We start from the raw sequence: 24000 nt of genomic DNA, 5'->3' as shown, positions 1-24000 counted from the left end.
TGGCGTCCGTTTTCAGGGGGCCAGATCAGTCCGCCGCATGGATGCGGCGGCCAAGCTTACAGGGACGTACTTGCAGCGTCCCCCGCGCAGCCCACCCGCCCGGCCAAGCCCATGAAGCCGGTCGACTAACAGTCGACCCTACCAAGATGTCGCCACGAGGGGCTACGCCGTTGGCCGGACACCCCGCGACAAACCACCGCACGTGCGCAATCCCCACGAACGGCGGACAATGGAGACCTTGGCGGCCCGCCACGCCGCCCCTCCCGCTTTCCGCTGCAAGGATTCCCCCCATGGCCGCCCGCAAGTCCTCCGCCCCCCTCATCGAAGTCACCGCCCGCCCCGGCCAGCCGCTGGGCATGGCGCCGGCCACCTTCCTGCGCGACTTCTGGCAGAAACGCCCGCTGCTGATCCGCAACGCCTTCCCCAACTTCCAGACCCCGGTGCAGCCGGAAGACCTGGCCGGGCTGGCCTGCGAGGAAGGCGTGCTGGCGCGCCTCATCGAGCACGACAAGACCCGGGACGGCTGGCGCGTGCGCACCGGCCCGTTCCAGGAAGACGTGTTCCCCGCCCTGCCCGACCACGACTGGACCCTGCTGGTGCAGGACGTGGACAAGTGGGACCCGGACGTGCGCGCCCTGATCGAGCACTTCAGCTTCCTGCCGCGTTGGCGCATGGATGACGTGATGATCAGCTTCGCCGCCACCGGCGGCTCGGTCGGCGCCCATGTCGACCAGTACGACGTGTTCCTGCTGCAGGCCCACGGCCACCGCCGCTGGCAGATCGACGCCAGCGAATCGATCAAGGGCAAGCAGCCACCGCTGGGCTTCCGCCCGGACGTGGAACTGAAGCTGCTGAAGGTGTTCAAGCCGACCCACGACTGGGTGCTGGCGCCGGGCGACATGTTGTACCTGCCGCCGAACGTGCCGCACCACGGCGTCGCCGAGGATCCCTGCCTGACGTTCTCCTTCGGCATGCGCGCGCCGTCCTCGGCCGAGCTGATCAGCGACTACCTCGACACCCTGATCGCCGATGCCGACGAGAACATCCGTTACCAGGATGCCGACCTCAAGGTGCCGGCCGACCCGAACGAAATCGACACGGTGGCGATGGCGCGGGTGATCACCGCGCTCAACGCCATCCGCATGAACGACCCGGACAAGCTGGGTGACTGGTTCGGTCGCTTCATCACCACCTACCGCGCCGCCGGCGAAGTGATGGCCCACCAGGCCGCACCGGCACCGGAGGAAGTGGTCCAGGCGCTGGCCTCCGGCCTGCTGCTGCAGCGCCACCCGTGGGCACGCCTGGCCTGGCGCCGGGCCAAGCGCGGCGCCAGCCTGTACGTCAGCGGCCAGGACTTCGCGCTGCCGGTGAAGGACGCCCAGCGCCTGGCCGGTGCCGAGCAGCTCGACGCCGCCGCCTATCGCGGCCTGTCCGACAAGGGCCGTGCCGTGCTCCAGCAGCTGCTGGTCGGTGGCGTGTTCCAGCTGATCGATCCGAACGAGGTGTACGACGCTGAAGAGGAGGACGACGGCGAAGACGCCGTGGTCCTCGGCGAAGTGGTCGAAGGCCGTGACCGCGTCGACGCGATCGACGCCGACGCGGTGTCCGACGATGTCCACTCCGTGACCGTGCACGACGACGGTATCGAGGTCATCGTCAACTTCGAGGACGACGACGAAGACGACAGCACTGGCCGGGCCTGAGCCCTCACCATGATCCGGGTCCAGCAGGTCAGCCACGCCGACGCCCACGTTGCCATCCACGACGTGCGCCAACGCGTGTTCGTGCAGGAACAGGGCATCGCCGCGGAACTGGAACGCGATGCGCTGGACCCGGTCAGCGTCCATGTGCTGGCACTGGACAGTGACAACCAGCCGGTCGGCACCGGCCGGCTGGCCCCGGACGGCCGCATCGGCCGTATGGCCGTGCTGGCCAGCCATCGCAGCCACGGGGTCGGTGAGGCCCTGCTGGAGGCACTGGTCGAGGCCGGGCGCAGGCTCGGCCTGGCCGAGCTGCACCTGCACGCCCAACTGCCCGCCCGCGATTTCTATGCCCGCCAGGGCTTCCTGCCGGAAGGCGAGGCGTTCGAGGAGGCCGGCATCGGCCACCAGCAGATGCGCCGCCGGCTGGGCGCGACCAGCGCGATCGACTGCCGCGCCGAGGCGGTGGCCATCACCACGGCCATCGTCCACCGCGCCCGCCGCCAGCTGTGGCTGCACAGCCGCCAGCTGGACCCGGGACTGCTCGACGCGGCGCCGGTGCAGGCCGCCCTGCGCCGCTTCGTCACCGCCCGCCACGACAAGCAGCTGCGGGTGATCGTGCACGATGCCGCTGCGATCGCCTCTGCCGGGGCACCGCTGCTGGCACTGGCGCAGCGCTTGCCAAGCGTGATCCGGTTCCGCGAGGTCAGCGACCCGGTCGACCGCGCGCTGGCCTCTTCCTGCCTGCTCAACGATGCAGGCGACTTCTACTTTCGTCTGATCGGCCATCGCCTCGACGGCGAGGCCGGCATCGCGCTGCCGGCACGTTCGCAGCCGTTCGGGCAGCAATTGCAGCGCGTCTGGGACCGTTCGCGCGATTGCAGCGAACTGCGCGCGCTCGGCATCTGAGCCGGCACCGCTGACCCAACCTGTCTGGAACCGGCACCGGCGGACGTGGGATGCCCGCAGTGGTGCCCCTTCGTGTCCCGTTGGGGGTACAATTTGGCTGTTTGAACGCGCCCGCGCAGGGCTATTCATCTTCCTGCCGGGTCCTTCTGAAGCCATACCCCACAAAGCGAATCAACACCCTCCATCGTGGACAATCAACTGAAGCAGTTTGCGCAATCTTCGCAACTCGCCGGCGGCAACGCCTCCTATGTCGAGGACCTGTACGAGCAGTACCTGGTCTCCCCGGATAGTGTCGATCCCAAATGGAAAACCTACTTCGACGGCTTCAAGGGCCGCGAAGCAGGTGACATTCCGCACTCGGCCGTCATCTCCCACATCGCGGACGCGGCCAAGGATGCGCTGAAAGCTGGCACCGGCACCGGTGCGGGCGACGAGCGCGAGCGCAATGTCGGTCGTCTGATCACCGCCTACCGCTCGCGCGGCCACCTGGACGCCCGCCTCGATCCGCTGGGCCTGGCCGCGCCGGTGAACACCCCGGACCTGGGCCTGCCGTTCCACAGCCTGTCCGATGCCGATCTCAACAGCGAGTTCAGCACCGGCGGCGTCGGCGGCCAGCCGCGCATGAAGCTGCGCGACCTGCTCGCACGCCTGAAGGCGACCTACACCGGCTCGATCGGTGCGGAGTTCATGCACATCTCCGAGGTCGAGCAACGCCAGTGGATCTACAAGAAGCTGGAAGCGGCCGGTGGCAACTACCAGCTGGACGCTGACACCCAGCGCCGCACCCTGGAGCGCCTGACCGCGGCCGAAGGCCTGGAGCGCTACCTGCACACCAAGTACGTCGGCCAGAAGCGCTTCTCGCTGGAAGGCGGCGACTCGCTGATCCCGATGATGGACACCATCATCCGCAGCGCCGGCAAGGATGGCGTCAAGGACGTGGTGATCGGCATGGCCCACCGCGGCCGCCTGAACGTGCTGGTCAACACCCTGGGCAAGAACCCGCGCAAGCTGTTCGACGAATTCGAAGGCAAGTTCGAGCACGACGAGCACGCGTCGGCCGGCGACGTGAAGTACCACATGGGCTTCTCCGCCGACGTGGCCACCGACGGTGGCCCGGTGCACCTGGCGCTGGCGTTCAACCCGTCGCACCTGGAAATCGCCGACCCGGTCGTGGCCGGTTCCGTGCGTTCACGCCAGGAGCGCCGCAAGGACACCGCGCGCAAGCAGGTCATGCCGATCCTGATCCACGGCGACGCGGCCTTCTCCGGCCAGGGCGTGGTCATGGAGCTGTTCCAGATGTCGCAGGCCCGCGGCTTCGCCGTCGGCGGCACCGTGCACATCGTGGTCAACAACCAGGTCGGCTTCACCACTTCCAACCCGCTGGATACGCGCTCCACGCGCTATGCCACCGACGTGGCGAAGATGATCGCCGCCCCGGTGCTGCACGTGAACGGCGATGATCCGGAAGCCGTCGTGTTCGCCGCGCAGCTGGCCTTCGAGTTCCGCCAGAAGTTCGCCAAGGACGTGGTCATCGACCTGATGTGCTACCGCCGTTGGGGCCACAACGAGGCCGACGAGCCGGCGATCACCCAGCCGCTGATGTACCAGGTGATCCGCAAGCACCCGACCACCCGCGAGATGTATGCCGAGCAGTTGGAAAAGGCGGGCGTGATCGCCGCCGGTGTCGGCAAGGCCATGGTCGATGCCTACCGCGAGAAGCTGGACGCCGGTGAAGTGACCACCGAGCTGGCCAAGGTCGAGAAGACTCCGCCGACCAGCCCGCTGTTCGTCGATTGGCCGAAGCTGCTGGAAGGCAAGCTGTCCGACCCGGTCTCGACCAAGGTCGAGAAGAACAAGCTGGTCGAGCTGGCCAAGCTGATCAACACCATCCCGGACGAAGTGCAGCTGCACTCGCGCGTGGCCAAGGTCTACGACGACCGCCGCAAGATGGCCGCCGGCGAGATCGCGGGCGACTGGGGCTTTGCCGAGAACCTGGCCTACGCCACCCTGCTCGACGAAGGCCACGCGCTGCGCCTGGTAGGCCAGGACGTCGGCCGCGGTACGTTCACGCACCGCCATGCGATCCTGCACGACCAGAAGACCGACAACTACTACATGCCGCTGCGGCAGCTGGTGGATTCGCCGGAGAAGGCCACCGTCATCGACTCGCTGCTGAGCGAAGAAGCGGTGATGGCCTACGAGTACGGTTTCTCCACCACCGATCCGAACACGCTGTGCATCTGGGAAGGCCAGTTCGGCGACTTCGCCAACGGTGCCCAGGTGGTGATCGACCAGTTCATCGCCGCCGGTGAAGCCAAGTGGGGCCGCATTTCCGGCCTGACCCTGCTGCTGCCGCATGGCTATGAAGGACAAGGCCCGGAACACAGCTCGGCGCGCCTGGAGCGCTTCCTGCAGCTGTGCGCCCTGGAGAACATGCTGGTTGTCGTGCCGTCGACCCCGGCGCAGGCCTTCCACATGCTGCGTCGCCAGCTGCACATGACCACCCGCAAGCCGCTGGTGGTGATGTCGCCGAAGTCGCTGCTGCGCCACAAGCTGGCCGTGTCGACCCTGGACGAACTGGCCAATGGCGAGTTCCAGCACCTGATCGGCGACGCCAATGCCGATGCCAAGAAGGTCAAGCGCGTGGTGCTGTGCTCGGGCAAGGTCTACTACGACCTGCTGGAAGACCAGACCAAGCGTGGCCAGGACGACGTGGCGATCATCCGCGTGGAGCAGCTGTATCCGTTCCCGCGTGCGCTGCTGGCTGCCGAGCTGAAGAAGTACGGCAAGGCCACCGACGTGGTGTGGACGCAGGAAGAACCGCAGAACCAGGGCGCGTGGTACCAGATCCGCCACCACCTGCAGTTCTGCCTGGCCGATGGCCAGAACCTGCACTACGCCGGTCGCGCACGTTCGGCGTCGCCGGCTGCCGGTCACATGGCTGACCACGTCCGCGAACAGCAGCAGCTGATTGCCGACGCACTGGTCAACCCGTTCAACGACACGTTCGCTGAATAATCCTCCCCCTATTTAGAAGACAAACCAGGAAGCTCCCGCAATGGCCACCGAAGTCAAAGCCCCGGTACTGCCCGAATCCGTCGCCGACGGCACCATCGCCACCTGGCACAAGAAGGTGGGCGACGCCGTCAAGCGCGACGAAAACCTGCTTGACCTGGAAACCGACAAGGTCGTGCTGGAAGTGCCGTCGCCGGTTGACGGCGTGCTGAAGGAAATCAAGTTCAAGGAAGGCGATACCGTGACCTCCAGCCAGGTCGTGGCGATCATCGAAGAAGGCGCCGTGGCTGCGGCTCCGGCCCCGGCCGCTGAAGAGAAGAAGGCTGAAGCCGCACCGGCCGCCGCTGCTCCGGCCGCTGCCGCCGCTCCGGCTCCGGCTGCCAAGTCGGCCGCCGACACCCTGCCGCCGGGCGCCCGCTTCACCGCCATCACCGAAGGCGTGAACCCGGCCGACGTCGACGGCACCGGCCGTCGTGGTGCAGTGACCAAGGAAGACATCGTCAACTTCGCCCGCAACGGCGGCGCCGGCAAGGCCGGTGGTGCACGTCCGGAAGAGCGCGTGCCGATGACCCGCATCCGCAAGCGCATCGCCGAGCGCCTGATGGAGTCGAAGAACTCCACCGCCATGCTGACCACCTTCAACGAAGTCGACCTGTCCAAGGTGTCGGCGGCGCGCAAGGAGCTGCAGGACGAGTTCGTCAAGGCCCACGGCATCAAGCTGGGCTTCATGAGCTTCTTCGTGAAGGCCGCTGCCAACGCGCTGCAGCGCTTCCCGCTGGTCAACGCCTCGATCGACGGCGACGACATCATCTACCACGGCTACTCGGACATCTCGATCGCCGTGTCGACCGAGAAGGGCCTGGTCACGCCGGTCCTGCGCAACGTCGAGCGCATGTCGTTCGCCGACATCGAGAAGACCATCGCCGACTACGCCAAGAAGGCACGTGACGGCAAGCTGGGCCTGGAAGAACTGCAGGGCGGCACCTTCACCGTGACCAACGGCGGCACCTTCGGTTCGCTGCTGTCGACCCCGATCATCAACCCGCCGCAGAGCGCCATCCTGGGCATGCACGCCATCAAGGAGCGTCCGATCGCCCAGAACGGCCAGGTCGTGATCGCGCCGATGATGTACCTGGCGCTGTCCTACGACCACCGCATCATCGACGGCAAGGACTCGGTGCAGTTCCTGGTGGACATCAAGAACCAGCTGGAAAACCCGGGCCGCATGCTGTTCGGCCTGTAAGAAACCTCCCGCCCCTCCGCGCCTGCGCGGAGGGGTTCTGGTAATGCATCAAGGAATAATTCAATGGCTGAACAATTCGACGTCGTCGTCATCGGTGCCGGCCCGGCCGGTTACCACGCTGCCATCCGCGCGGCCCAGCTGGGCCTGAAGACCGCCTGCATCGACGCAGCGCTGGGCAAGGACGGCAAGCCGGCCCTCGGCGGCACCTGCCTGCGCGTGGGCTGCATCCCGTCCAAGGCGCTGCTCGATTCCTCGCGCCAGTTCTGGAACATGGGCCACATCTTTGGCGACCACGGCATCAGCTTCAAGGATGCCAAGATCGACGTCGAGGCGATGATTGGCCGCAAGGACAAGATCGTCAAGCAGTTCACCGGCGGCATCGGCATGCTGTTCAAGGCCAACAAGGTCGCCGCCTACTACGGCTTCGGCCAGCTGCAGCCGGGCAACGTGGTCAAGGTGAAGCAGCACGACGGTTCGGAAGTCGAGCTGAAGGGCACCAACGTCATCATCGCGGCCGGTTCGGATTCGATCGAACTGCCGTTCGCCAAGTTCGACGGCGAGACCATCGTCGACAACGTCGGCGGACTGGACTTCACCGAAGTGCCGAACCGCCTGGCGGTGATCGGTGCCGGCGTGATCGGCCTGGAACTGGGCAGCGTGTGGAAGCGCCTGGGCGCTGAAGTCACCATCCTTGAGGCCATGCCGGAGTTCCTGGCGGCTGCCGACGCCGAAGTGGCCAAGGCCGCTGCCAAGGAATTCAAGAAACAGGGCCTGGACATCAAGCTCAATGCCAAGGTTTCCAAGACCGAGATCACCGGCAAGGGCAAGAAGAAGGAAGTCATCGTCACCTACACTGACGCGGAAGGCGAAAAGACCCTGACCGTGGACAAGCTGCTGGTGGCCGTCGGCCGTCGCGCCGCCACCAAGGGCCTGCTGGCCGAAGGCACCGGCGTCAAGGTCAACGAGCGCGGCCAGATCGAAGTCGACGCGCACTGCCACACCGGCGTCAACGGCGTGTGGGCGGTCGGCGACTGCGTGCGCGGCCCGATGCTGGCGCACAAGGGCTTCGAGGAAGGCATCGCGGTGGCTGAGCTGATCGCCGGCCTGCCGGGCCACGTCAACTTCGACACCATCCCGTGGGTCATCTACACCGAGCCGGAACTGGCCTGGGTCGGCAAGACCGAAGCCCAGCTGAAGGCCGAGGGCATTCCGTACAAGGCCGGCAGCTTCCCGTTCGCCGCCAACGGCCGTGCCGTAGCGATGATCGAGCCGGCGGGGTTCGTGAAGATCCTGGCCCATGCCGAAACCGATCGCATCCTCGGCATGCACCTGGTTGGCGCCAACGTCTCCGAACTGGTGCACGAAGGCGTGCTGACCATGGAGTTCAGCGGCTCGGCCGATGACCTGGCCCGCATCTGCCACGCCCACCCGTCGCTGTCGGAAGTGATCCACGACGCCGCGATGGCGGTCAGCAAGCGCGCCATCCACAAAGCGAACTGATCGTCCACCTGGTAGTGCCGGCCGCTGGCCGGCTTCACCCGGATTCAAGAAGCCCCGCCTCGGCGGGGTTTTTTGTTGCTCATTTTCCTGTAGCGCCGAGCATTGGGCTCGGCGCTACACCTTTCCAGCGGGCTTCTTCGGTGGATCGTCACAGATCCGATGCTGCACCACCGTCTCGCCGACCTTCCATTCCTTCGTGACCCGGCAGCGCTCCCTGTCCCCGGGCCGCGTCGAAGCCTTCGCCCCAGCAGCATTCGCTTCGTCGGCACCGGCTGCCTGCTGGCGCTCCAGCCACACCGAAGGCGGTGCTGGAGGAGCGGCCTGTAGCGGGCCCGCCAACAGGGCCAGACCGACCAGCACCAGCGCCCTCATGCGGGCACCGCCCGGCCACCGAGCATGCGCGCCGGCAGCATGAACAGCGCGCGCAGGAAGGCGAACAGCGCCGAGAAGGTGATGCCGACCAGTCGGAACGGCAGGCTCAGCAGCCACACGAACGGCCAGGCGATCAGGGCGAGGATCGCCAGCGGCCAGCACAGTACGAACAGCAGGCACCACACACCGAGCGCGAACAGGGTCTTCATCACGGTCTCCTTGGGACGGCACCCTGCCGCCTGCGGACACCTTGGCGCCCTGCCCTGGCGCCGGCAAACAGTTTGCGACGAAACCGGGCTGGCGGCGATGAAACCGGCCCAGCGCAGTGCAACGCCACGCCCATGCCCATGCCCGGCTGCGCTTCGTGGCGACCGCATGGAACCCGCGCTGACAGCAGCTCCTGCCGGTGCCTTGGCTCGCCCGATGGTGGTTGCCGGCCAGCGGCCGGCATGACCGCTATTCGAACGAACCGACCGAGTCGTGGGCCAGGTTGTCGAAGCGGGTGTACTCACCGAAGAACTTCAGTTTGCACGAGCCGGTCGGGCCACCACGGTGCTTGCCGATGATGATTTCGGCCAGGCCCTTGTCCGGCGAGTTTTCCTTGTTGTAGTAGTCGTCGCGGTAAATGAACACGATCATGTCCGCGTCCTGCTCGATTGCGCCCGATTCGCGAAGGTCGGCCATCACCGGGCGCTTGTCGGTACGCGTTTCCAGCGAGCGGTTGAGCTGCGACAGCGCGATCACTGGCACGTTCAGTTCCTTGGCCAGGCCCTTCAGCGAACGCGAGATTTCCGAGATTTCGGTCGCGCGGTTCTCGCTGTTGCCCGGCACGCTCATCAGCTGCAGGTAATCGATCACCACCAGGCCCAGGTCATGCTCGCGCTTGAGGCGGCGGCACTTGGAACGCAGCACTTCCGGCGACACGCCCGGCGTGTCGTCGATGAAGATCTTGGTTTCCTTCAGCATCTTGATCGCGCTGGTGACGCGGCTCCAGTCCTCGTCTTCCAGCTGGCCGGTACGCAGGCGCTGCGCGTTGATGCGTCCATTGGAGGAAATCAGGCGCATCGCCAGCTGCGACGCCGACATTTCCATCGAGAACACCGCCACGCCCTTCTTCGACTTGATCGCCGCGTACTCGGCGATGTTCAGCGCGAAGGTGGTCTTGCCCATTGCCGGGCGCGCCGCGAGGATGATCAGGTCGGTCGGCTGCAGGCCAGCGGTCATCGCGTCGAAATCGTTGTAACCGGTCGGCAGGCCGGTGATGTTGCCGCCGTTCTCGAAGCGGTTGCGCAGCTCCTCGAAGGCATCCTTCAGTGCACCGGGCATGGCCACGAAATCGGTACGGCCACGCGCACCCTGTTCGGCGATTGCAAACACGCTCTTTTCCGCCGAGGCCAGCAGCTCGCTGCTGTCACGCCCCTCTGGCTGGAAACCGTCGTTGACGATGTCGGTGCCGACCTGGATCAGCTGCCGCAGCACCGCCTTGTCGCGCACGATCTCGGCGTAGGCCACGATGTTGGCAGCTGACGGCGTGGTACTGGCCAGTTCAATCAGGTAGGCGCCGTCACCCACCAGTTCCATCTTGCCCTGCGATTCAAACCACTCGCCCAGCGTCACCGCGTCGAACGGCCGTTCGCGCTCGGACAGCTCGCGGATCGCACGATAGATCATCTGGTGATCGCGACGATAGAAGTCGCTTTCGGTCAGCTGGTCGTTGACACGGTCATACGCCTCGGGCGCCAGCATCAGGCCACCCAGCACCGCCTGCTCGGCTTCCACCGAATGGGGCGGTACCCGCAACTGGTCGATGCGCGACTCGTCGCGATCGCGATCGAAGCCATCACCGCGCTCTCTGCGGTTGGAACGGAAGCCGGGACGAGCGGACATGCTGCGGTGTTTCCTGCAAAAGTGGGCCAGACGAGTGTAGGCATGTGCCGACCCCGGCAGCCATGGACAAGCCTGTGGATAAGCCGTGGGAAAACGGGGGATATCCGCCGGTACCTGGCCAGACTGGCGTGAAAGCGTCGCACTGCCTGCGACGGGCGCCGTTGCGGCGCCCGAGCGGGACATTATCGCAGATCAACGCCCCGGGGTCGGATCCCCTGCGACGCAGGGGACTCTGACCCGCAGGCGTCAATCGCCCTTGACGTGCACTGCGATCAACGCCAGGAACCGGTCCACGTAGCCCTGCAGGAACTTCTGCGTGCCTTCGTTGTGGATCGTGCCATCGGCATCGATCAGGCCGTCCTTGAAGTGGATGAATGCCTCCGGCTGGCCCAGCACATGCATGTCCAGGAAGGCCAGGCTGTTGCGCAGGTGCTGCTGGGCCACGGCGGTACCGATCTGGCCGATGGAGGCGCCGATCACCGCCGCCGGCTTGCCGGCAAACGCACTGTCACCGTACGGGCGCGATCCGATATCGATGGCGTTCTTGAGCACGCCGGGCACCGACCGGTTGTACTCGGGTGTCACGAACAGCACCGCGTCGGCGGCGCGCACCTGATCCTTCAGCCGGGTGCCCTGCGGCGGATAATCAGCGTCGAAATCCTGGTCGTACAACGGCAGATCGCCGATCTGCACGTACTGGAAGCGCGCGCGATCACCGGCGAGCTTCTCCAGCGCATGGGCCAGCTTGCGGTTGCAGGAATCCTTGCGCAGGCTGCCAACGAACACGGCGATGGTGGGGACGGACATCGGGACATACTCCTCACGGTGCGGGAGGCCCAGCCTAGTCGCCAGGCCCGTGCCATCCGGTGAAGATCAGCCGCCGGTCACGCCGGTCACGCCGGTCCGCACCTGCCGCCAATGCGCCTGCCAGGCCTGGAACATCAGCACGTTCCACAAGTGGGTATGCCACTTGCGCTGCCCCCCCAGGAACTGCTGCCACAGCGGCTGCACCGCCGCCGCCGACAGCACGCCCTCACGCTCCAGCCGCGCCGGCTGCAGCAGGTCCTCTGCCCAGGGTCGCAGGTCGCCCTTCAACCAGTCACTGACCGGTGCGCCGAAACCGCGCTTGGGACGGTGCACCATTGAATGCGGCACGTAACGGCCCAGCACGCGCTTGAGCAGCACCTTGCTGGTCGTCTCACTGCGCTTGAAGCCCAGCGGCAGCGACCAGGCGAACTCGGCCACGCGCCAGTCCAGCAATGGCGCGCGCGCCTCCAGGCTGACCGCCATCGAGGTCCGGTCGACCTTGCACAACAGGTCATCGGGCAGGTAGGTCACGAAATCGGCCAGCATCATCGCGTCGGCCGGTGTCCCCGCGCCGTGCAGCGGATCGGCCAGGTCGTAGAAGCTGCCGGCCGCCTGCGCACCGGGTACCGCCGCGGCAGGGTCGCGCCAGCGCGAGATGCGGTTGCGGTAGACGTCGCCGATGCCACGTGCGCCTGTCTCGGCCAGCAGCGCCGCCAGGCCACCGGTCCGCGAGGCCTCGCCCTGCTGCTGCGAGCGTGCGCCCATCCAGCGCCGCAGCGGCCCCGGCACGCGTCCGAGCATCTGCCAGTTGCGCAGCGCGCGTACATAGCGGGTGTAGCCGAAGAACAGCTCATCGCCACCGTCGCCGGACAGCGCGACGGTCACGCCCTGCCGTGCCAGCCGTGCCACCAGCGCGGTCGGCACCTGCGACGCATCGGCAAAAGGTTCATCGAACATCGCCGGCAACTGAGGCACCACCGCCAGCGCGTCGGCGCCACTGACGTACAACTCGGTGTGATCACAGCCGAGATGAGCCGCCAGCTCCCTGGCCAGCGGAGCTTCGTCATGTCCCGAGTCGGTGAAGCCGATGCTGAAACTATGCACCGGCTGCCCGCTCTGCGCCTGCATCAGCGCTGCCACCAGCGATGAGTCCGTGCCGCCGGACAGGAACACGCCGACCGGCACGTCGGCCACCATGCGCAGCGCCACCGCATCGCGCAGCAGCGTATCCAGCTGTTCCTCGGCCTCCTCGATGCGGCCCTGGAACGGGGCGGCCAACGCCGCCTGCATGCGTGCACGCGCATCCCAGTACGGGCGCTGCGCCTGCTCCGGGCGGTGTGCCGCGGCGCCAGCGGCCACAGCCGCTGCATCCAGCCGCAGCACCCGGCCCGGCATCAGCTTGTAGCAGCGCTGGTGGATGCTGTGCGGCGCCGGGATGTAATCCAGCCGCAGCAGCAAGGTGAGCGCATCGCGGTCGATGTCGTTGTCGAACGCCGGGTGTTGCCAGAGCGCCTTCAGTTCCGAACCGAACACCAGCGCGTCGCCGGCCCAGCCGTAGTACAGCGGCTTCTTGCCGACGCGGTCGCGGGCCAGCCACAGGCAACGATCCTGACGGTCCCACAGCGCGATGGCGAACATGCCGTTGCAGCGCTGCAGGGTGTCTTCGACGCCCCACTGCAGGATCGCCGCCAGCAGTACTTCGGTGTCGGAATGGCCGCGGAAGGTGTGCCCCAGCGGCTCCAGCTGTTCACGCAGGGCCGCGAAATTGTAGACCTCGCCGTTGTAGGCCATCACGTAGCGGCCGTCCGCCGAGGCCATCGGCTGGTGGCCCAGCGGGGACAGGTCGAGGATGCTCAGGCGTCGATGCGCCAGCGCGATGCCCGCCTCGGCATCGACCCAGCTGCCGCCATCATCCGGCCCGCGATGGTGCAGCGCCTGGCCCATGGCCAGCGCCTGCGCCTGCAGCGCCTCGGCCGACGCCAGCGGCGCCGGCAACAACATTCCCGCCAATCCACACATGCATCAGGGTTCCTGCGCCAGGTCGAGGGCGGCGCCAATCACCGCATTGTCGCTTGGAAGCCCGAACATTGCTGCCCCTGCCAGTGGCGTGTAGGTGTCGGCGCCACAGACGCGGCGCAGCGGCAGGTGACCAAAGCCGGCCTCGACCAGTGCCGTGACCACGCCCTCACCCACTCCGCCGCTGTGGCGGCCTTCGTCCAGCACCAGCACCCGCCGCGCGCTCGCGGCCTGGGCCGCGATGAAGCCGGCATCCAACGGTACCAGCCAGCGCAGGTCGACCACCCGCACCTGCCAGCCCAGCTGCTGCTCGATCGCCCGCGCCGCGCGCAACGCCATCGGCACGCCATTGCCATAGGTGTAGATCACCAGGTCTCCGGCCTCCGGTGCATACACCCGGCCCTCGCCCGGCACCAGCGCCTGGCCCTGTGCCGGGTAGTCGAACAGCCACTGGCCATCCCCTGCTTCGTGCAGGTCCTTGCTCATGTACAGCGCGATCGGCTCCAGGAACACCGCCACGCGCCCATCCACCCGCGCCAATGCGGCCAGCGTGCGCAGCATCATCACCGCATCGTCACCGCGCGAGGGGCAGCCGACCACCAGCCCGGGGATGTCGCGCAACGCGGTGATCGAGTTGTCGTTGTGGAAGTGCCCGCCGAAACCCTTCTGATAGCCCAGCCCGGCCACCCGCACCAGCATCGGGTTGCGGTACTGGTCGTTGGAGAAGAACTGCAGCGAACAGGCTTCACCACGCAGCTGGTCGATGGCGTTGTGCAGGTAGGCCAGGTACTGGATCTCCGGAATCGGCAGCATGCCCAGGTTGGCCAGGCCCTGCGCCATGCCCAGGATCATGGTTTCATCCAGCAGCGTGTTGAACACCCGGCGTGGACCGAAGCGGCGCAGCAGATCCTTGGTGACGGTGTAGACACCGCCCTTCTGAGCCACGTCCTCGCCGAACAGCAGGCTCTGCGGATACTTCGCAAGCAGTTCCAGCAGGCCGTGGTTGATCTGGATCGCGAGATGCCGTGGCGCCTGTCGTTCCGGCAAGGCCTCGGTACCGCCATAGAGTGCCTCGCGCGCTTCGTCGGCGACCTCGCGCCGGGCTTCGGCCTGCACCGCTGCGGGCGTATAGGGTGCCAATGGCGCCATGACCTCCTGCAGCGACTGCAGCTTCGCACGGCCTTCGGCATCGGCAGCGGCGGCCATGCAGCGCGCGCGCATTGTCTCGTAGGCCACTTCGATGGCGGCTGCATCCATCCAGCCCGATTCCAACGCGATCTGCGCCGAGCGCAACAGCGGATCCTGTGCCTCGGCCGCGCACAATTCCGGCAATGCACGCCATTCCACCTCGAAGTCGGTGCCGGCGTGGCCCATCAGGCGCGTGGTGCGCAGATGCAGGAAGGTCGGTAGCCGCGTCCGCCGGCAGTGGTCCACTGCGGCCTGCACCTGGGCGTGCCCAGTGGCCAGGTCGAGGCCATCGGCAAAGAAATAGTCCAGCCCTGGCTGGTGGCTGAAGCGCTCGGCAATCCAGCCGTCCGGCGTCTTCACCGAGATGCCCAGCCCGTTGTCCTCGCAGACGAACAGGATTGGCGCCGGCAGTTTCTGGTAGGCCGCCCACATCGCGGTGTTGAATGCGGTCTGCGCAGTGGCATGGTTGGCCGAGGCGTCGCCGAACGAGCACAGCACGATGCTGTCGGCCGGAATGGGAAGCGCATGGCCCAGCCGCTTGCCACTCTCGATGGCCAGCGCGGTGCCCAGCGCTTTCGGCAGGTGCGAGGCGATGGTCGAGGTCTGCGGCAATACCCACAATGGCTTGCTGCCCCACACCTTGTGCCGGCCGCCACTGGCCGGGTCATCGGCGCTGGCCGCGAATGAAAGCGCCGCATCGCGCAACGGGTCGATGCCCGGCACCTGGCGCGAGCGCTCGACCATGAAGGCGCCGGAGCGATAGTGCAGGAATGCGGGGTCGGTATGCCGGCAGGCCCGCGCCAGCAGCGCGTTGCCTTCATGGCCGGACGACCCGATGGTATAGAAGACCTTGTTCTGCACGCGCAATACGCGCGCCATCAGGTCCAGCTGGCGGCTGGCCAGCTGGGAATCGAACAGCTCACCGAAGGCCGCAGCGCTGAGCGAGCTGCCCGGCAGGATCGGCGCGTCCGGTGCAGGACGTGCGCGCGGTGTGCCTCGCCAGCCACGCACCGCGTCGAGGAAATTGGCGTCGCACACTTCGGCGCGGTTGAGCACGCGCATGCGCGCAGGAATCGGATCTGGAACCACAGCAAACATCGAACACCCTCCGTGTCGTTGTTGCATTCCACCCGGCAACGCCGGGCGCTACCCTGTGGGATCAGGCAGCCTCGAAGCGCGCGCGCACCTCGGCGGTCACCGCTGGCATCGCCACGAAGCGCGGCTGCGCGCGCACGCGCTGCAGCCAGGCGCGCACTTCCGGGAAGGGCGCCAGGCTGATGCCGCCCTCGCCTGCGACGTCGGTATAGGCGAACAGCGCAATGTCGGCGATACCGTATGCGCTGCCGGTGAACCACTGCGCTTCGCGCAGGTGCTGCTCCATCACCGCCAGCGCGGTGGCGGCGCGCTCGTGCAGGCGTGGCAGTTCAGCACGTCGCGGTGAATCGGGCGGTGTCCAGCCGCGGATGAAGCGCGCTACCGCCACGCATGGCTCGTGCGTGTACTGCTCGAAGAACATCCAGCTCAATGCCTGCGCGCGTTCCCAACCGTCGGTAGGCAGGTAGGGCGTCCCTTCGGCCAACCAGAACAGGATCGCATTGGATTCAGTCAACACGCGGCCATCGTCGCGGACGATCAACGGCACCTTGGCGTTGGGATTGAGCGCAAGGAACTCGGCGGTGTGGGTCTGGCCATGGGCACTGTCCACTTCCACCCAGCGGTAGCGGCTGCCGAGCTGCTCCAGCAGCAGGCGGACCTTGTGGCAATTGCCGGACACCGACATGCCATGCACCGTCAACGGGACGCGCTCTTCCACCATTGCCTGCTTCCTCGGATCCGGCCGGCGGCCAGCTGCACGCAGTCTGGCAAGCCCGCCGGTGAATGCCAAGCGCGGATGCAGCATGGCACCACGGTAACGCTGGCCGCTGGCCGGCAATCGCACGAATCCTGCCACATCGAGGTTGCCGGCCAGCGGCCGGCACTACCTGCAACGCTCAGCGCGCGCGCTGGCGCCATTGTTCGCGCGACTGGCCCCAGATCTGCATCGGCTTGTCGTTGTACGGCGGCGGCAGCTCTCCCATGCGCAGCAGCGTGCTGCCCAGCTTGCGCGCGACCGCCCTCGAGTTGTCGTTGTTCTCGGCGATGGTGTGGATCACCTCGTCCCAGCCCAGCGTGTCGAATGCCCAGTCGATGGCAGCAACCGCCGCTTCCGGTGCATAGCCCCGGCCCCAGCTGGCATGCCGAATACCCCAACCGACCTCGGTTCCAGGCCAGTCCTGCGGCTGCCACGGTCCCATCCGGCCGATCCAGTCACCGCTGGATTTCTCGATCACGCTGAACATCGAGAAGCCGAACAGCTGCCAGGCGCCGGCCAGGCTGCAGAAGCCGCGCCATGCCACCGAGGGCGGTTGAACACCCCCCAGGGTGCGCATCGTTTCCTCGTCGGCACAGAATGCCAGGTACGGTTCGTAGTCCTCGCGCAGCAGCGGGCGCAGGATCAGCCGCTCGGTTTCCAGGCGCAGGTCGAAGATGCTCATGCCGACTCCTTGTCTAAGGGGGGGGGGCATCCATCATGGTCGATTCCCTTTCCCCACGGATCAATGCCCGTGCGCACAACGAAACGGGCCGGCATGAGCCGGCCCGTCGGGTGCAGCAGGGTGTTCTGGATTACTGGCGCGTGGCCGCAGTGGCGCCGGCAGCAGCGGTCTGCGTGACCAGCTGGCCATCGACCACCGGCAGGCGATCGCTGGTCGGCTTGTTGTCCATGCGCACGGTCTTCTCGGCGCCATCATAGCGATAGGTCACGTTGTAGCCCTTCACCACATCATTGGTACCCATGGCGATGCGGCTGCCCGGCTTGCTGGCCATGCGCATGGTGCCGGTGGTGCCGTCTTCGTTGCGATAGGTCACGTTGTAACCGGTGACGCGGCTCGACTCGGACGTTGCGGTTTCGGTGTGGCACTGGCGCTCGGTACGATTGACCACCCGGCCGCCCACATGGCGCTTGTCGATCTGGTTGCCGATGAAGCCACCGGCCACCGCACCGGCTGCGGTCGCGGCCTTCTTGCCGTTGCCGCCACCGACCTGGTTGCCGAGCAGGCCACCCACCACCGCGCCGACCACGGTACCGCCGACGTTGCCATCACGCTCCGGCAGGCGTTCCTGCACCGTCACGTCCTGGCAGACCTCGTGCGGAGTCTGGGTGGTGGAGGTCTCGCGCACCGGATCGGTGCCGATCACGGTGGCATAGGCCTTCTGCTTCTCGGTGATCGGGTCGACCTTCAGCACATCGGCATATTCCAGCCCGCGCGGCGCGGACGGGTCGAGCTGGTCACCACGCACGCCATCGTCGGTGGCGTTGCCATCGACCAGGCGCGACTCGCCATTGGGGGTTGCGGCGCTGATGGAGTCGGGCGAGCGGTCGCCACTCTTCATGAAGGCGGCGGTGGCGATGCCACCAACCAGCAGCGCGCCCGCTGCGACCAGGACAGTTGTAGTTGTGCTTTTCATGACCTGCTCCTTGCGGACCATCCGCAACGTTCTCGGGACAGATTGCAGCACGCGCTGCCTGAACGGAATCTCCACATTTCCTGCTCATTGCTGTAACCCATTCAGCATCGGGAAATGCAGGGCCCGTGGTAGCGTTTGCATATTCCCCACGAGGATCCCCGCCATGGCCAACCCGATGCTGCTGCCAGTACTGCAATGGGCGCGCCGGCTGCGCTACCCCACCCTGTTCAAGCTCACCGCCGGCCTGTTCGTGCTGACGCTGTTCATCCCGGACCCGATTCCGTTCATCGATGAGCTGGTGCTGGGCTTCGGCACGCTGCTGCTGGCGAACTGGAAGAGCCGCAACGCCACCACGCCACCGCCGCTGGAACAGCGTTGAGCGTGCTGGTCGACAGCCACTGTCATCTCGACGCGAGCGCGTTCGACCCTGACCGTGCCGCGGTGATCGAGCGGGCGCAGGCCGTGGGTGTGCGCCAACAGGTGGTGCCAGCGGTCACCGCTGCCAGCTGGCCGAAACTGCGCGAGGTCTGCCAGCAGGCGTCCGGGCTGTACCCGGCCTTCGGCCTGCACCCGATGTTCCTGGCCGATCACCAGCCTGGGCACCTGCCACTGCTGCGCGAGTGGATCGAGCGCGAACGCCCCTGCGCGATCGGCGAATGCGGCCTCGACTTCTTCGTCGAAGGACTGGATGCCGAGGCTCAACAGGCGTATTTCATCGGCCAGCTGGAACTGGCCCGAGAATTCGATCTGCCGGTGATCGTGCACGCGCGACGCGCGGTGGATGCGGTGATCGCCGCGATCCGTCGCGTCGGCGGCCTGCGCGGCGTGGTGCACAGTTTTTCCGGCAGCCCCGAACAGGCCGCGCAACTGCACAGGCACGGCTTCCTGCTGGGCCTTGGCGGTCCGCTGACCTACGAGCGGGCGCAGCGCCTGCAACGGCTGGTACGCGGAATGCCGCTGGAGCAGCTGCTGCTGGAAACCGACGCGCCCGACCAGCCCGACGCAGGGGTCCGCGGCCAGCGCAACGAACCGGCACGGCTGGCAACCATTGCCCGGCACGTGGCCGCGCTGCGCGGAATGGAGCTGGAGGCCCTGGCACAGGCCACGACAGAGAATGCACGGCGGCTGTTCGCGCTGCCGGCAATGTGACGGCGGGGGCCCGACCTTGGCCGGCACGCTGTAACGACGGCGACGAACCCGATGCCGGCCAGCGGCCGGCACCACCGTCACGCGTCGGCGTGGGCCTCGGTCACCTCGGTTTTCGCCTTCTTCGGCTCCAGCAGCATCTCAAGCGCCTTGCCCACCGCCGCAAAGGCGAACGCGCCGGTGATGTGGGTCGCCGCGCCCAGACCGGCGCCGCAGTCCAGCTTCAACGCCGCATCGGCACCCAGGTTCGGACGAATGCCGCAGACGCTGCCATCGGCCTGCGGGTACTTCACATTCTCCAGCGAATACACCGCCGGCACGCCGAAATAGCGCTTGGCGTTCTTCGGGAAGTTGAACTCGCTGCGCAGCTTCTTGCGGATCAGTGCCAGCATGGCGTCATGCTCGGTGCGCGAGACATCGCGGATACGTACCAGGGTCGGGTCGGTGCGGCCACCGGCAGCGCCGACGGTCAGCAGCGGCAGCTTGCGGCGGCGGCACCAGGCGATCGTCTCGACCTTGACCCGGAAGCTGTCGCAGGCATCGATCACCAGATCGAACCCGCGGTCCAGCAGCTCAGCCATGTTGGACATCGTCAGGAATGCCTGCACGGCATCGACGTCGATCCCCGGATTGATCGCACGGCAGCGCTCGGCCATCGCCTCGGCCTTGTTGCGCCCGTAATTGCCTTCCATCGCCGGCAGCTGCCGGTTGGTGTTGGACACGCAGATATCGTCGGCATCAATCAGGGTCAGATGACCGACCGCCGAACGGGCCAGCGCCTCCACCACCCACGAGCCGACGCCGCCCATGCCGACCACCGCCACGCGGCTGCCCTGCAGGCGCTCGAGCGCACCCACGCCATACAGCCGTTCGATGCCGGCAAAGCGTTGTTTGACCTGTTCGTTCATCGGGCTATTTTAACGTGCAGGTGTCAGCGCCCAAAGCACGCCGGCGTCGAACCCACCGTTGCATGCCCGGAGAGCCCGCATGAACGCCAGCCCGCCCCGCCGCCTGTCCCCTACCCATCGCTACCTGTTCGTACTGTGCCTGGGCCTGCTGATCGGCCTGGTCGCCACGGTGATGGTAGGCCGCGCCCTGCAGGCGCGTCGCGACCCGTTTCCGGACAGCCTGATGCAGGTGATGCAGCGGCAGTCGCAGCTGCTGCAGCGGGCCCAGCAGCAGAACCGCTGCAGCCTGGCCGACAGCGTGCCGCGGCTGCAGGCGCTACGCCTGTTGTCCAATGACCTGGACCTGGCGTTTCCCGGGCTGAAGGACAGCACGCAGTTCCAGCAGCACGCCAGCCGACTTCGCGGCAACCTCAACACGGCGCTGGCTGCACCGCCAGGCGACTGCAGGGCCTTGGCCCAGCTCGTGGAAACGCTGCAGGCCGATTGCCGGGCCTGCCACCAGGATTTCCGCTGAGGCGCGTTCATCCTGCAGCCGGGCATCGGGTGCGTGGTTGGCGCGTTGTTCACGTTCGAAGGGAGAGGATTCGTCCACCCTGCTGCATGACGCAGTACCACCCAACATACCCGCCTTCACGGCCAGGAGACGCCCCATGAAGATCCAGCTCATCGCCGCCAGCGCCATCGCTACCCTCGCGCTGGCCGGTTGTGCCACCTCGCCCGGTTACAGTGGCGGTGGTTACAACAACGGCTACAACAACGGCGGCTACGGCAACAACGGCGGCTACAACCAGGGCCGCTGCGCGGACTGTGGCATCGTCACCCGCATCAACACCGTGCCCTCGGGCCGCACCGCGCCCAGCGCGACCGGCGCGATCCTCGGCGGCATCGTTGGCGCCGTGGCCGGCCATGAAATCTCCGACCACACCGGTGGCAGCCGTGGCAACAAGAACATTGCCGCCGCTGCAGGCGCAGTCGGTGGCGCCCTGGCCGGCAACCAGATCCAGAAGAATGTGACCAGCGATACCTACGACATCAGCGTGCGCATGGATGATGGCCGTACCATCGTGGTCAACCAGCGTGACCTGGGTGGCATCCGTGAGAACACCTATGTGCGCGTGGTCAACGGCAAGGTCATCCTGCGCTGACCTGCAGCGGGCCAAAGGCAAAGAAAAAGGCCCGCTTGCGCGGGCCTTTTTTCATGCCGACGGACGGCAGGTGTTACATCGGCTGGACCTTGTCAGCCTGCAGGCCCTTCTGGCCCTGCACGACTTCAAAGCTCACACTCTGGCCTTCCTTGAGGCTCTTGAAGCCCTGGGTCTCGATGGCGCGGAAGTGCACGAACACGTCCTCGCCATTCTGCCGGCTGATGAAGCCGAAGCCCTTCGCATCGTTGAACCACTTTACGGTACCGGTCTCGCGATCAGCCATCTCACTAACTCCCTTTGACTCTCTCTTGTTGTTGGAAACGCCTGGTGGGCGGCTGACAAGCAAGGGGGAAGCGAGGTGCATCGATGCAGCGGATCGGGAAGATCTTGCTTCATCAGGCCACGATCCACGGTGACCTTGCCAAGCTCAGCGACTGCAACTTAACCCGGCCAAAACGAAAAAGCAACTGGCAAAATCTTTCACTGTCAACCCCAAAACGGACTCCATACGGGACAGCATGGGACTCTCATTCATCTTGTATCTGCTAGCGGTCATTTTTGTCCTGATAGGCATCGCCGGCATCATCCTGCCGGCCCTCCCGGGCATCCCGCTGGTGTTCATCGGACTGCTGCTGGCCGCCTGGGCCGACGGCTTTGCCCACGTCGGCTGGCCTACCCTGGTCGCGCTTGGGGTACTGACCCTGCTTTCGCTGCTGGTGGACGTGCTGGCCACGGTGGTCGGCGCGCAGCGTGTCGGTGCCAGCCGCAAGGCGCTGTGGGGAACCTTCGTCGGCAGCATCGTCGGCCTGTTCTTCATGCCCATCGGCCTGTTCGCCGGACCGCTGGTCGGTGCCCTGCTCGGCGAGTACTGGCACACCCGCGAACTCGGCCGCTCGACCAGGGTCGGTCTGGCCACCTGGCTCGGCATCCTGCTTGGCCTGGCACTGAAACTGGCGGTTGTGATCGCGATGCTGGGCCTGTTCGCGTTCGCCTGGTTCTTCTGAGCCACCTGGCCTTCACGCCACGCGCACGCTGTGACCGTGCATAAACCGTGGGGCTGGCCGCGATCCGGCACAGCCGCCACACTGTGTGATTCCCGAATTCATCGAAGGGCCTGCTGCAATGACCCTCCCCACGCTGTTTCCCCGTCTGGCGCCGCTGGCGCTTGCCCTGGCCAGTGCACCGCTGGCTGCGCAGGAGTTCGCGCCTACCGCCGATACCTCACCGGCCGCGTGCGCGGCAATTACCACCGACGCGGCCCGGCTGGCCTGCTATGACCGCCTGTTCGGGCATACCCCGGAGGCTACCGCCGCCGCTGATGCTGCCGCCGAAGCGGCTGCACAGGCCCGCCGCGAAGAACGGCAGACCGCGCGCGTGAGCCAGGGCGAGGAAAAGCTGCGCGAGCGGGTGAGCGACCTGTTCCGCCCGGCGACGCCGGACAGCGCGCTGGCCAACGCCGGCCGCGGTTCGCTGCTGGACAGCCGCTGGGAACTGGCCGAGGACTCCAAGCTGGGGCCGTTCCAACTGCGCGCCTACAAGCCGGTGTACCTGCTGCCCGCCTTCTGGACCAGCGATCGCAACACCATGCCGCACTCGCCGAACCCGGCCAACAGCGTGACCACCCCGCAGGTACTGGACAGTGCCGAGCTGAAGTTCCAGATCAGCTTCAAGACCAAGATCGTCGAGAACCTGTTCGGCGACAACGGCGACATCTGGGCCGGCTACACCCAGAGTTCGCGCTGGCAGGCCTACAACAGCGAGGATTCGCGCCCGTTCCGCGAAACCAATTACGAGCCGGAAGTGATGATGGTGTTCCGCAACGGCTACTCGATCGGTGGCTGGCGCGGGCGCATGACCGGCATCGCACTGAACCACCAGTCCAATGGCCGCGCCGACCCGCTGTCACGCAGCTGGAACCGGGTCATGCTCAACATCGGCCTGGACCGCGAGAACTGGGCGCTGGTGCTGCGTCCCTGGTACCGCATTCCGGAAAGCCGCAGCGAAGACAACAATCCGGACATCGAGGATTACATGGGCCGCGGCGACGCCACCCTGACCTGGAACCGCAATGGGCATGAGGTCTCGCTGATGGCGCGCCATTCACTGCGCACCGGAAGCCGTTCGCACGGTGCGCTGCAGCTGGACTACGGCTTCCCGATCAGCAACCTGCTGCGTGGCCATGTGCAGGTCTTCGACGGCTACGGCGAAAGCCTGATCGACTACAACCACAAGGCCACCTACGTGGGTGTGGGCGTGTCTCTGCTGGAGTGGTTCTGATGGACGTGACGATCTGGCACAACCCGGCCTGCAGCAACTCGCGCGGCGCACTGAAACTGATCCGCGATGCGGGCTTCGAGCCGGTGGTGATCGACTACCTGGGCAACCCGCCGGACGCAGCCACGCTGCGCCAGGTACTGGCCGAATCCCGGCTGCACGCACAGGAACTGGTACGCAGCAAGGAGGCGCTGTTCGCCGAACTGGGCCTGGACGGCGCCGACGACGCCACGCTGCTGGCGGCGATGAGCGAACATCCCCGCTTGATCAATCGCCCCGTGGTGCGCACGACCAAGGGCACGCGGCTGTGCCGCCCACCGGAAACAGTGCTGGAGATCCTGTAACCCGGAAAAGGGGACGGAGGGAATTAAGTCGTTTGTGCA

Annotated in this window: 23 protein-coding genes; 12 read left to right on the top strand and 11 right to left on the bottom strand. The window is 66.6% G+C overall.

What is annotated here, in order from left to right:
- Nucleotides 1-290: 290 nt before the first annotated feature.
- From HMPREF3114_RS19755 to lpdA, 5 genes are all read left to right on the top strand, one after another.
- Nucleotides 291-1703 (top strand): ribosomal protein uL16 3-hydroxylase, encoded by a 1413-nt coding sequence (locus tag HMPREF3114_RS19755; RefSeq protein ID WP_053499854.1) that lies wholly within the window; start codon nt 291-293, stop codon nt 1701-1703.
- 9 nt (nt 1704-1712) lie between these two features.
- Nucleotides 1713-2609 (top strand): GNAT family N-acetyltransferase, encoded by an 897-nt coding sequence (locus HMPREF3114_RS19750; RefSeq protein WP_070490505.1) that lies wholly within the window; start codon nt 1713-1715, stop codon nt 2607-2609.
- Between the two features lie 186 nt (nt 2610-2795).
- A complete protein-coding gene (locus HMPREF3114_RS19745) occupies nt 2796-5627 on the top strand; it encodes a 2-oxoglutarate dehydrogenase E1 component (RefSeq protein WP_070490503.1) in 2832 nt (943 codons plus the stop codon).
- A gap of 40 nt (nt 5628-5667) precedes the next feature.
- Entirely contained in the window at nt 5668-6867 is a 1200-nt protein-coding gene (gene sucB, locus HMPREF3114_RS19740; protein WP_053499860.1) for a dihydrolipoyllysine-residue succinyltransferase, read from the top strand.
- 63 nt (nt 6868-6930) lie between these two features.
- Nucleotides 6931-8367 (top strand): dihydrolipoyl dehydrogenase, encoded by a 1437-nt coding sequence (lpdA, locus tag HMPREF3114_RS19735; protein WP_005417523.1) that lies wholly within the window; start codon nt 6931-6933, stop codon nt 8365-8367.
- A gap of 114 nt (nt 8368-8481) precedes the next feature.
- Here lpdA and HMPREF3114_RS20790 read toward each other — a convergent pair whose 3' ends face one another.
- From HMPREF3114_RS20790 to HMPREF3114_RS19695, 9 genes are all read right to left on the bottom strand, one after another.
- Nucleotides 8482-8739: a hypothetical protein gene (locus HMPREF3114_RS20790; RefSeq protein WP_080375107.1), complete on the bottom strand. Its 258-nt coding sequence runs from the start codon at nt 8737-8739 to the stop codon at nt 8482-8484.
- Complete coding sequence (locus HMPREF3114_RS19730; protein WP_005417525.1) at nt 8736-8948, bottom strand: hypothetical protein; 213 nt, start codon at nt 8946-8948, stop codon at nt 8736-8738. The genes HMPREF3114_RS20790 and HMPREF3114_RS19730 overlap by 4 nt, the downstream gene beginning before the upstream one ends.
- A 247-nt stretch (nt 8949-9195) precedes the next feature.
- Nucleotides 9196-10626: a replicative DNA helicase gene (locus tag HMPREF3114_RS19725; RefSeq protein WP_005417526.1), complete on the bottom strand. Its 1431-nt coding sequence runs from the start codon at nt 10624-10626 to the stop codon at nt 9196-9198.
- 246 nt (nt 10627-10872) lie between these two features.
- Nucleotides 10873-11433, bottom strand: a complete 561-nt coding sequence (locus HMPREF3114_RS19720; RefSeq protein ID WP_049410520.1) for an NADPH-dependent FMN reductase — start codon at nt 11431-11433, stop codon at nt 10873-10875.
- Nucleotides 11434-11499: 66 nt separating this feature from the next.
- A complete protein-coding gene (gene asnB / locus HMPREF3114_RS19715) occupies nt 11500-13452 on the bottom strand; it encodes an asparagine synthase (glutamine-hydrolyzing) (protein WP_070490501.1) in 1953 nt (650 codons plus the stop codon).
- Nucleotides 13453-13455: 3 nt separating this feature from the next.
- Nucleotides 13456-15735, bottom strand: a complete 2280-nt coding sequence (locus tag HMPREF3114_RS19710) for a transketolase C-terminal domain-containing protein (protein ID WP_070490499.1) — start codon at nt 15733-15735, stop codon at nt 13456-13458.
- Nucleotides 15736-15796: 61 nt separating this feature from the next.
- Nucleotides 15797-16453 carry a glutathione S-transferase family protein gene (locus HMPREF3114_RS19705; protein WP_032954328.1) on the bottom strand — a complete coding sequence of 219 codons (657 nt, stop codon included), beginning with the start codon at nt 16451-16453 and terminating at the stop codon, nt 15797-15799.
- 175 nt (nt 16454-16628) lie between these two features.
- Nucleotides 16629-17171, bottom strand: a complete 543-nt coding sequence (locus HMPREF3114_RS19700; RefSeq protein ID WP_049410531.1) for a GNAT family N-acetyltransferase — start codon at nt 17169-17171, stop codon at nt 16629-16631.
- 130 nt (nt 17172-17301) lie between these two features.
- Complete coding sequence (locus HMPREF3114_RS19695) at nt 17302-18144, bottom strand: glycine zipper 2TM domain-containing protein (RefSeq protein WP_053499871.1); 843 nt, start codon at nt 18142-18144, stop codon at nt 17302-17304.
- A gap of 163 nt (nt 18145-18307) precedes the next feature.
- Between HMPREF3114_RS19695 and HMPREF3114_RS19690 the strand changes: the two genes are divergently transcribed.
- Together HMPREF3114_RS19690 and HMPREF3114_RS19685 are read left to right on the top strand one after the other, a co-directional pair.
- Entirely contained in the window at nt 18308-18523 is a 216-nt protein-coding gene (locus tag HMPREF3114_RS19690) for a DUF6116 family protein (protein ID WP_005417541.1), read from the top strand.
- Complete coding sequence (locus HMPREF3114_RS19685; RefSeq protein WP_070490497.1) at nt 18520-19293, top strand: TatD family hydrolase; 774 nt, start codon at nt 18520-18522, stop codon at nt 19291-19293. The genes HMPREF3114_RS19690 and HMPREF3114_RS19685 overlap by 4 nt, the downstream gene beginning before the upstream one ends.
- A 77-nt stretch (nt 19294-19370) precedes the next feature.
- Here the strand turns inward: HMPREF3114_RS19685 and HMPREF3114_RS19680 are convergent, their stop codons facing one another.
- Entirely contained in the window at nt 19371-20198 is an 828-nt protein-coding gene (locus tag HMPREF3114_RS19680; RefSeq protein ID WP_070490495.1) for a tRNA threonylcarbamoyladenosine dehydratase, read from the bottom strand.
- Between the two features lie 79 nt (nt 20199-20277).
- On the opposite strand from HMPREF3114_RS19680, the gene HMPREF3114_RS19675 reads away from it, so the two are divergent.
- Together HMPREF3114_RS19675 and HMPREF3114_RS19670 are read left to right on the top strand one after the other, a co-directional pair.
- Complete coding sequence (locus tag HMPREF3114_RS19675; RefSeq protein ID WP_053499867.1) at nt 20278-20712, top strand: cytochrome c; 435 nt, start codon at nt 20278-20280, stop codon at nt 20710-20712.
- A 136-nt stretch (nt 20713-20848) separates the two neighbouring features.
- Nucleotides 20849-21343, top strand: coding sequence for a glycine zipper 2TM domain-containing protein (locus tag HMPREF3114_RS19670; protein ID WP_005417545.1), 495 nt, complete (start codon nt 20849-20851; stop codon nt 21341-21343).
- 73 nt (nt 21344-21416) lie between these two features.
- Here the strand turns inward: HMPREF3114_RS19670 and HMPREF3114_RS19665 are convergent, their stop codons facing one another.
- The gene (locus tag HMPREF3114_RS19665; protein WP_005417546.1) at nt 21417-21626 is read right to left on the bottom strand and encodes a cold-shock protein; all 210 of its coding nucleotides are present in this window, start codon (nt 21624-21626) and stop codon (nt 21417-21419) included.
- Between the two features lie 235 nt (nt 21627-21861).
- Here HMPREF3114_RS19665 and HMPREF3114_RS19660 point away from each other — a divergent pair, with 235 nt between their 5' ends.
- The 3 genes from HMPREF3114_RS19660 (at nt 21862) to arsC (ending at nt 23961) form a co-directional block, all read left to right on the top strand.
- Nucleotides 21862-22347: a DUF456 domain-containing protein gene (locus HMPREF3114_RS19660; protein ID WP_005417547.1), complete on the top strand. Its 486-nt coding sequence runs from the start codon at nt 21862-21864 to the stop codon at nt 22345-22347.
- 118 nt (nt 22348-22465) lie between these two features.
- Entirely contained in the window at nt 22466-23620 is a 1155-nt protein-coding gene (locus tag HMPREF3114_RS19655; RefSeq protein ID WP_070490493.1) for a phospholipase A, read from the top strand.
- Nucleotides 23620-23961: an arsenate reductase (glutaredoxin) gene (gene arsC, locus HMPREF3114_RS19650; RefSeq protein ID WP_005417554.1), complete on the top strand. Its 342-nt coding sequence runs from the start codon at nt 23620-23622 to the stop codon at nt 23959-23961. The genes HMPREF3114_RS19655 and arsC overlap by 1 nt, the downstream gene beginning before the upstream one ends.
- Nucleotides 23962-24000: the final 39 nt, after the last annotated feature.

The sequence above is a fragment of the Stenotrophomonas sp. HMSC10F07 genome (genome assembly GCF_001807895.1).
In the GTDB taxonomy this organism is placed as follows: domain Bacteria; phylum Pseudomonadota; class Gammaproteobacteria; order Xanthomonadales; family Xanthomonadaceae; genus Stenotrophomonas; species Stenotrophomonas sepilia.
Note: the sequence above shows the minus strand (reverse complement) of the source record. Positions and strands in the feature narration are given on the sequence as shown.

What these genes read in the sequence shown, in the direction of transcription:
- HMPREF3114_RS19755 (WP_053499854.1), top strand. Translation starts at nt 291, where the DNA reads ATGGCCGCCCGCAAGTCCTCCGCCCCCCTCATCGAAGTCACCGCCCGC.
- HMPREF3114_RS19700 (WP_049410531.1), bottom strand. Translation starts at nt 17,171, where the DNA reads ATGAGCATCTTCGACCTGCGCCTGGAAACCGAGCGGCTGATCCTGCGC.
- HMPREF3114_RS19665 (WP_005417546.1), bottom strand. Translation starts at nt 21,626, where the DNA reads ATGGCTGATCGCGAGACCGGTACCGTAAAGTGGTTCAACGATGCGAAG.
- HMPREF3114_RS19670 (WP_005417545.1), top strand. Translation starts at nt 20,849, where the DNA reads ATGAAGATCCAGCTCATCGCCGCCAGCGCCATCGCTACCCTCGCGCTG.
- HMPREF3114_RS20790 (WP_080375107.1), bottom strand. Translation starts at nt 8,739, where the DNA reads ATGAGGGCGCTGGTGCTGGTCGGTCTGGCCCTGTTGGCGGGCCCGCTA.
- HMPREF3114_RS19655 (WP_070490493.1), top strand. Translation starts at nt 22,466, where the DNA reads ATGACCCTCCCCACGCTGTTTCCCCGTCTGGCGCCGCTGGCGCTTGCC.
- HMPREF3114_RS19705 (WP_032954328.1), bottom strand. Translation starts at nt 16,453, where the DNA reads ATGGTGGAAGAGCGCGTCCCGTTGACGGTGCATGGCATGTCGGTGTCC.
- HMPREF3114_RS19695 (WP_053499871.1), bottom strand. Translation starts at nt 18,144, where the DNA reads ATGAAAAGCACAACTACAACTGTCCTGGTCGCAGCGGGCGCGCTGCTG.
- HMPREF3114_RS19660 (WP_005417547.1), top strand. Translation starts at nt 21,862, where the DNA reads ATGGGACTCTCATTCATCTTGTATCTGCTAGCGGTCATTTTTGTCCTG.
- HMPREF3114_RS19730 (WP_005417525.1), bottom strand. Translation starts at nt 8,948, where the DNA reads ATGAAGACCCTGTTCGCGCTCGGTGTGTGGTGCCTGCTGTTCGTACTG.
- HMPREF3114_RS19690 (WP_005417541.1), top strand. Translation starts at nt 18,308, where the DNA reads ATGGCCAACCCGATGCTGCTGCCAGTACTGCAATGGGCGCGCCGGCTG.
- HMPREF3114_RS19710 (WP_070490499.1), bottom strand. Translation starts at nt 15,735, where the DNA reads ATGTTTGCTGTGGTTCCAGATCCGATTCCTGCGCGCATGCGCGTGCTC.
- sucB (WP_053499860.1), top strand. Translation starts at nt 5,668, where the DNA reads ATGGCCACCGAAGTCAAAGCCCCGGTACTGCCCGAATCCGTCGCCGAC.
- lpdA (WP_005417523.1), top strand. Translation starts at nt 6,931, where the DNA reads ATGGCTGAACAATTCGACGTCGTCGTCATCGGTGCCGGCCCGGCCGGT.
- HMPREF3114_RS19680 (WP_070490495.1), bottom strand. Translation starts at nt 20,198, where the DNA reads ATGAACGAACAGGTCAAACAACGCTTTGCCGGCATCGAACGGCTGTAT.
- HMPREF3114_RS19725 (WP_005417526.1), bottom strand. Translation starts at nt 10,626, where the DNA reads ATGTCCGCTCGTCCCGGCTTCCGTTCCAACCGCAGAGAGCGCGGTGAT.
- HMPREF3114_RS19750 (WP_070490505.1), top strand. Translation starts at nt 1,713, where the DNA reads ATGATCCGGGTCCAGCAGGTCAGCCACGCCGACGCCCACGTTGCCATC.
- HMPREF3114_RS19720 (WP_049410520.1), bottom strand. Translation starts at nt 11,433, where the DNA reads ATGTCCGTCCCCACCATCGCCGTGTTCGTTGGCAGCCTGCGCAAGGAT.
- asnB (WP_070490501.1), bottom strand. Translation starts at nt 13,452, where the DNA reads ATGTGTGGATTGGCGGGAATGTTGTTGCCGGCGCCGCTGGCGTCGGCC.
- arsC (WP_005417554.1), top strand. Translation starts at nt 23,620, where the DNA reads ATGGACGTGACGATCTGGCACAACCCGGCCTGCAGCAACTCGCGCGGC.
- HMPREF3114_RS19675 (WP_053499867.1), top strand. Translation starts at nt 20,278, where the DNA reads ATGAACGCCAGCCCGCCCCGCCGCCTGTCCCCTACCCATCGCTACCTG.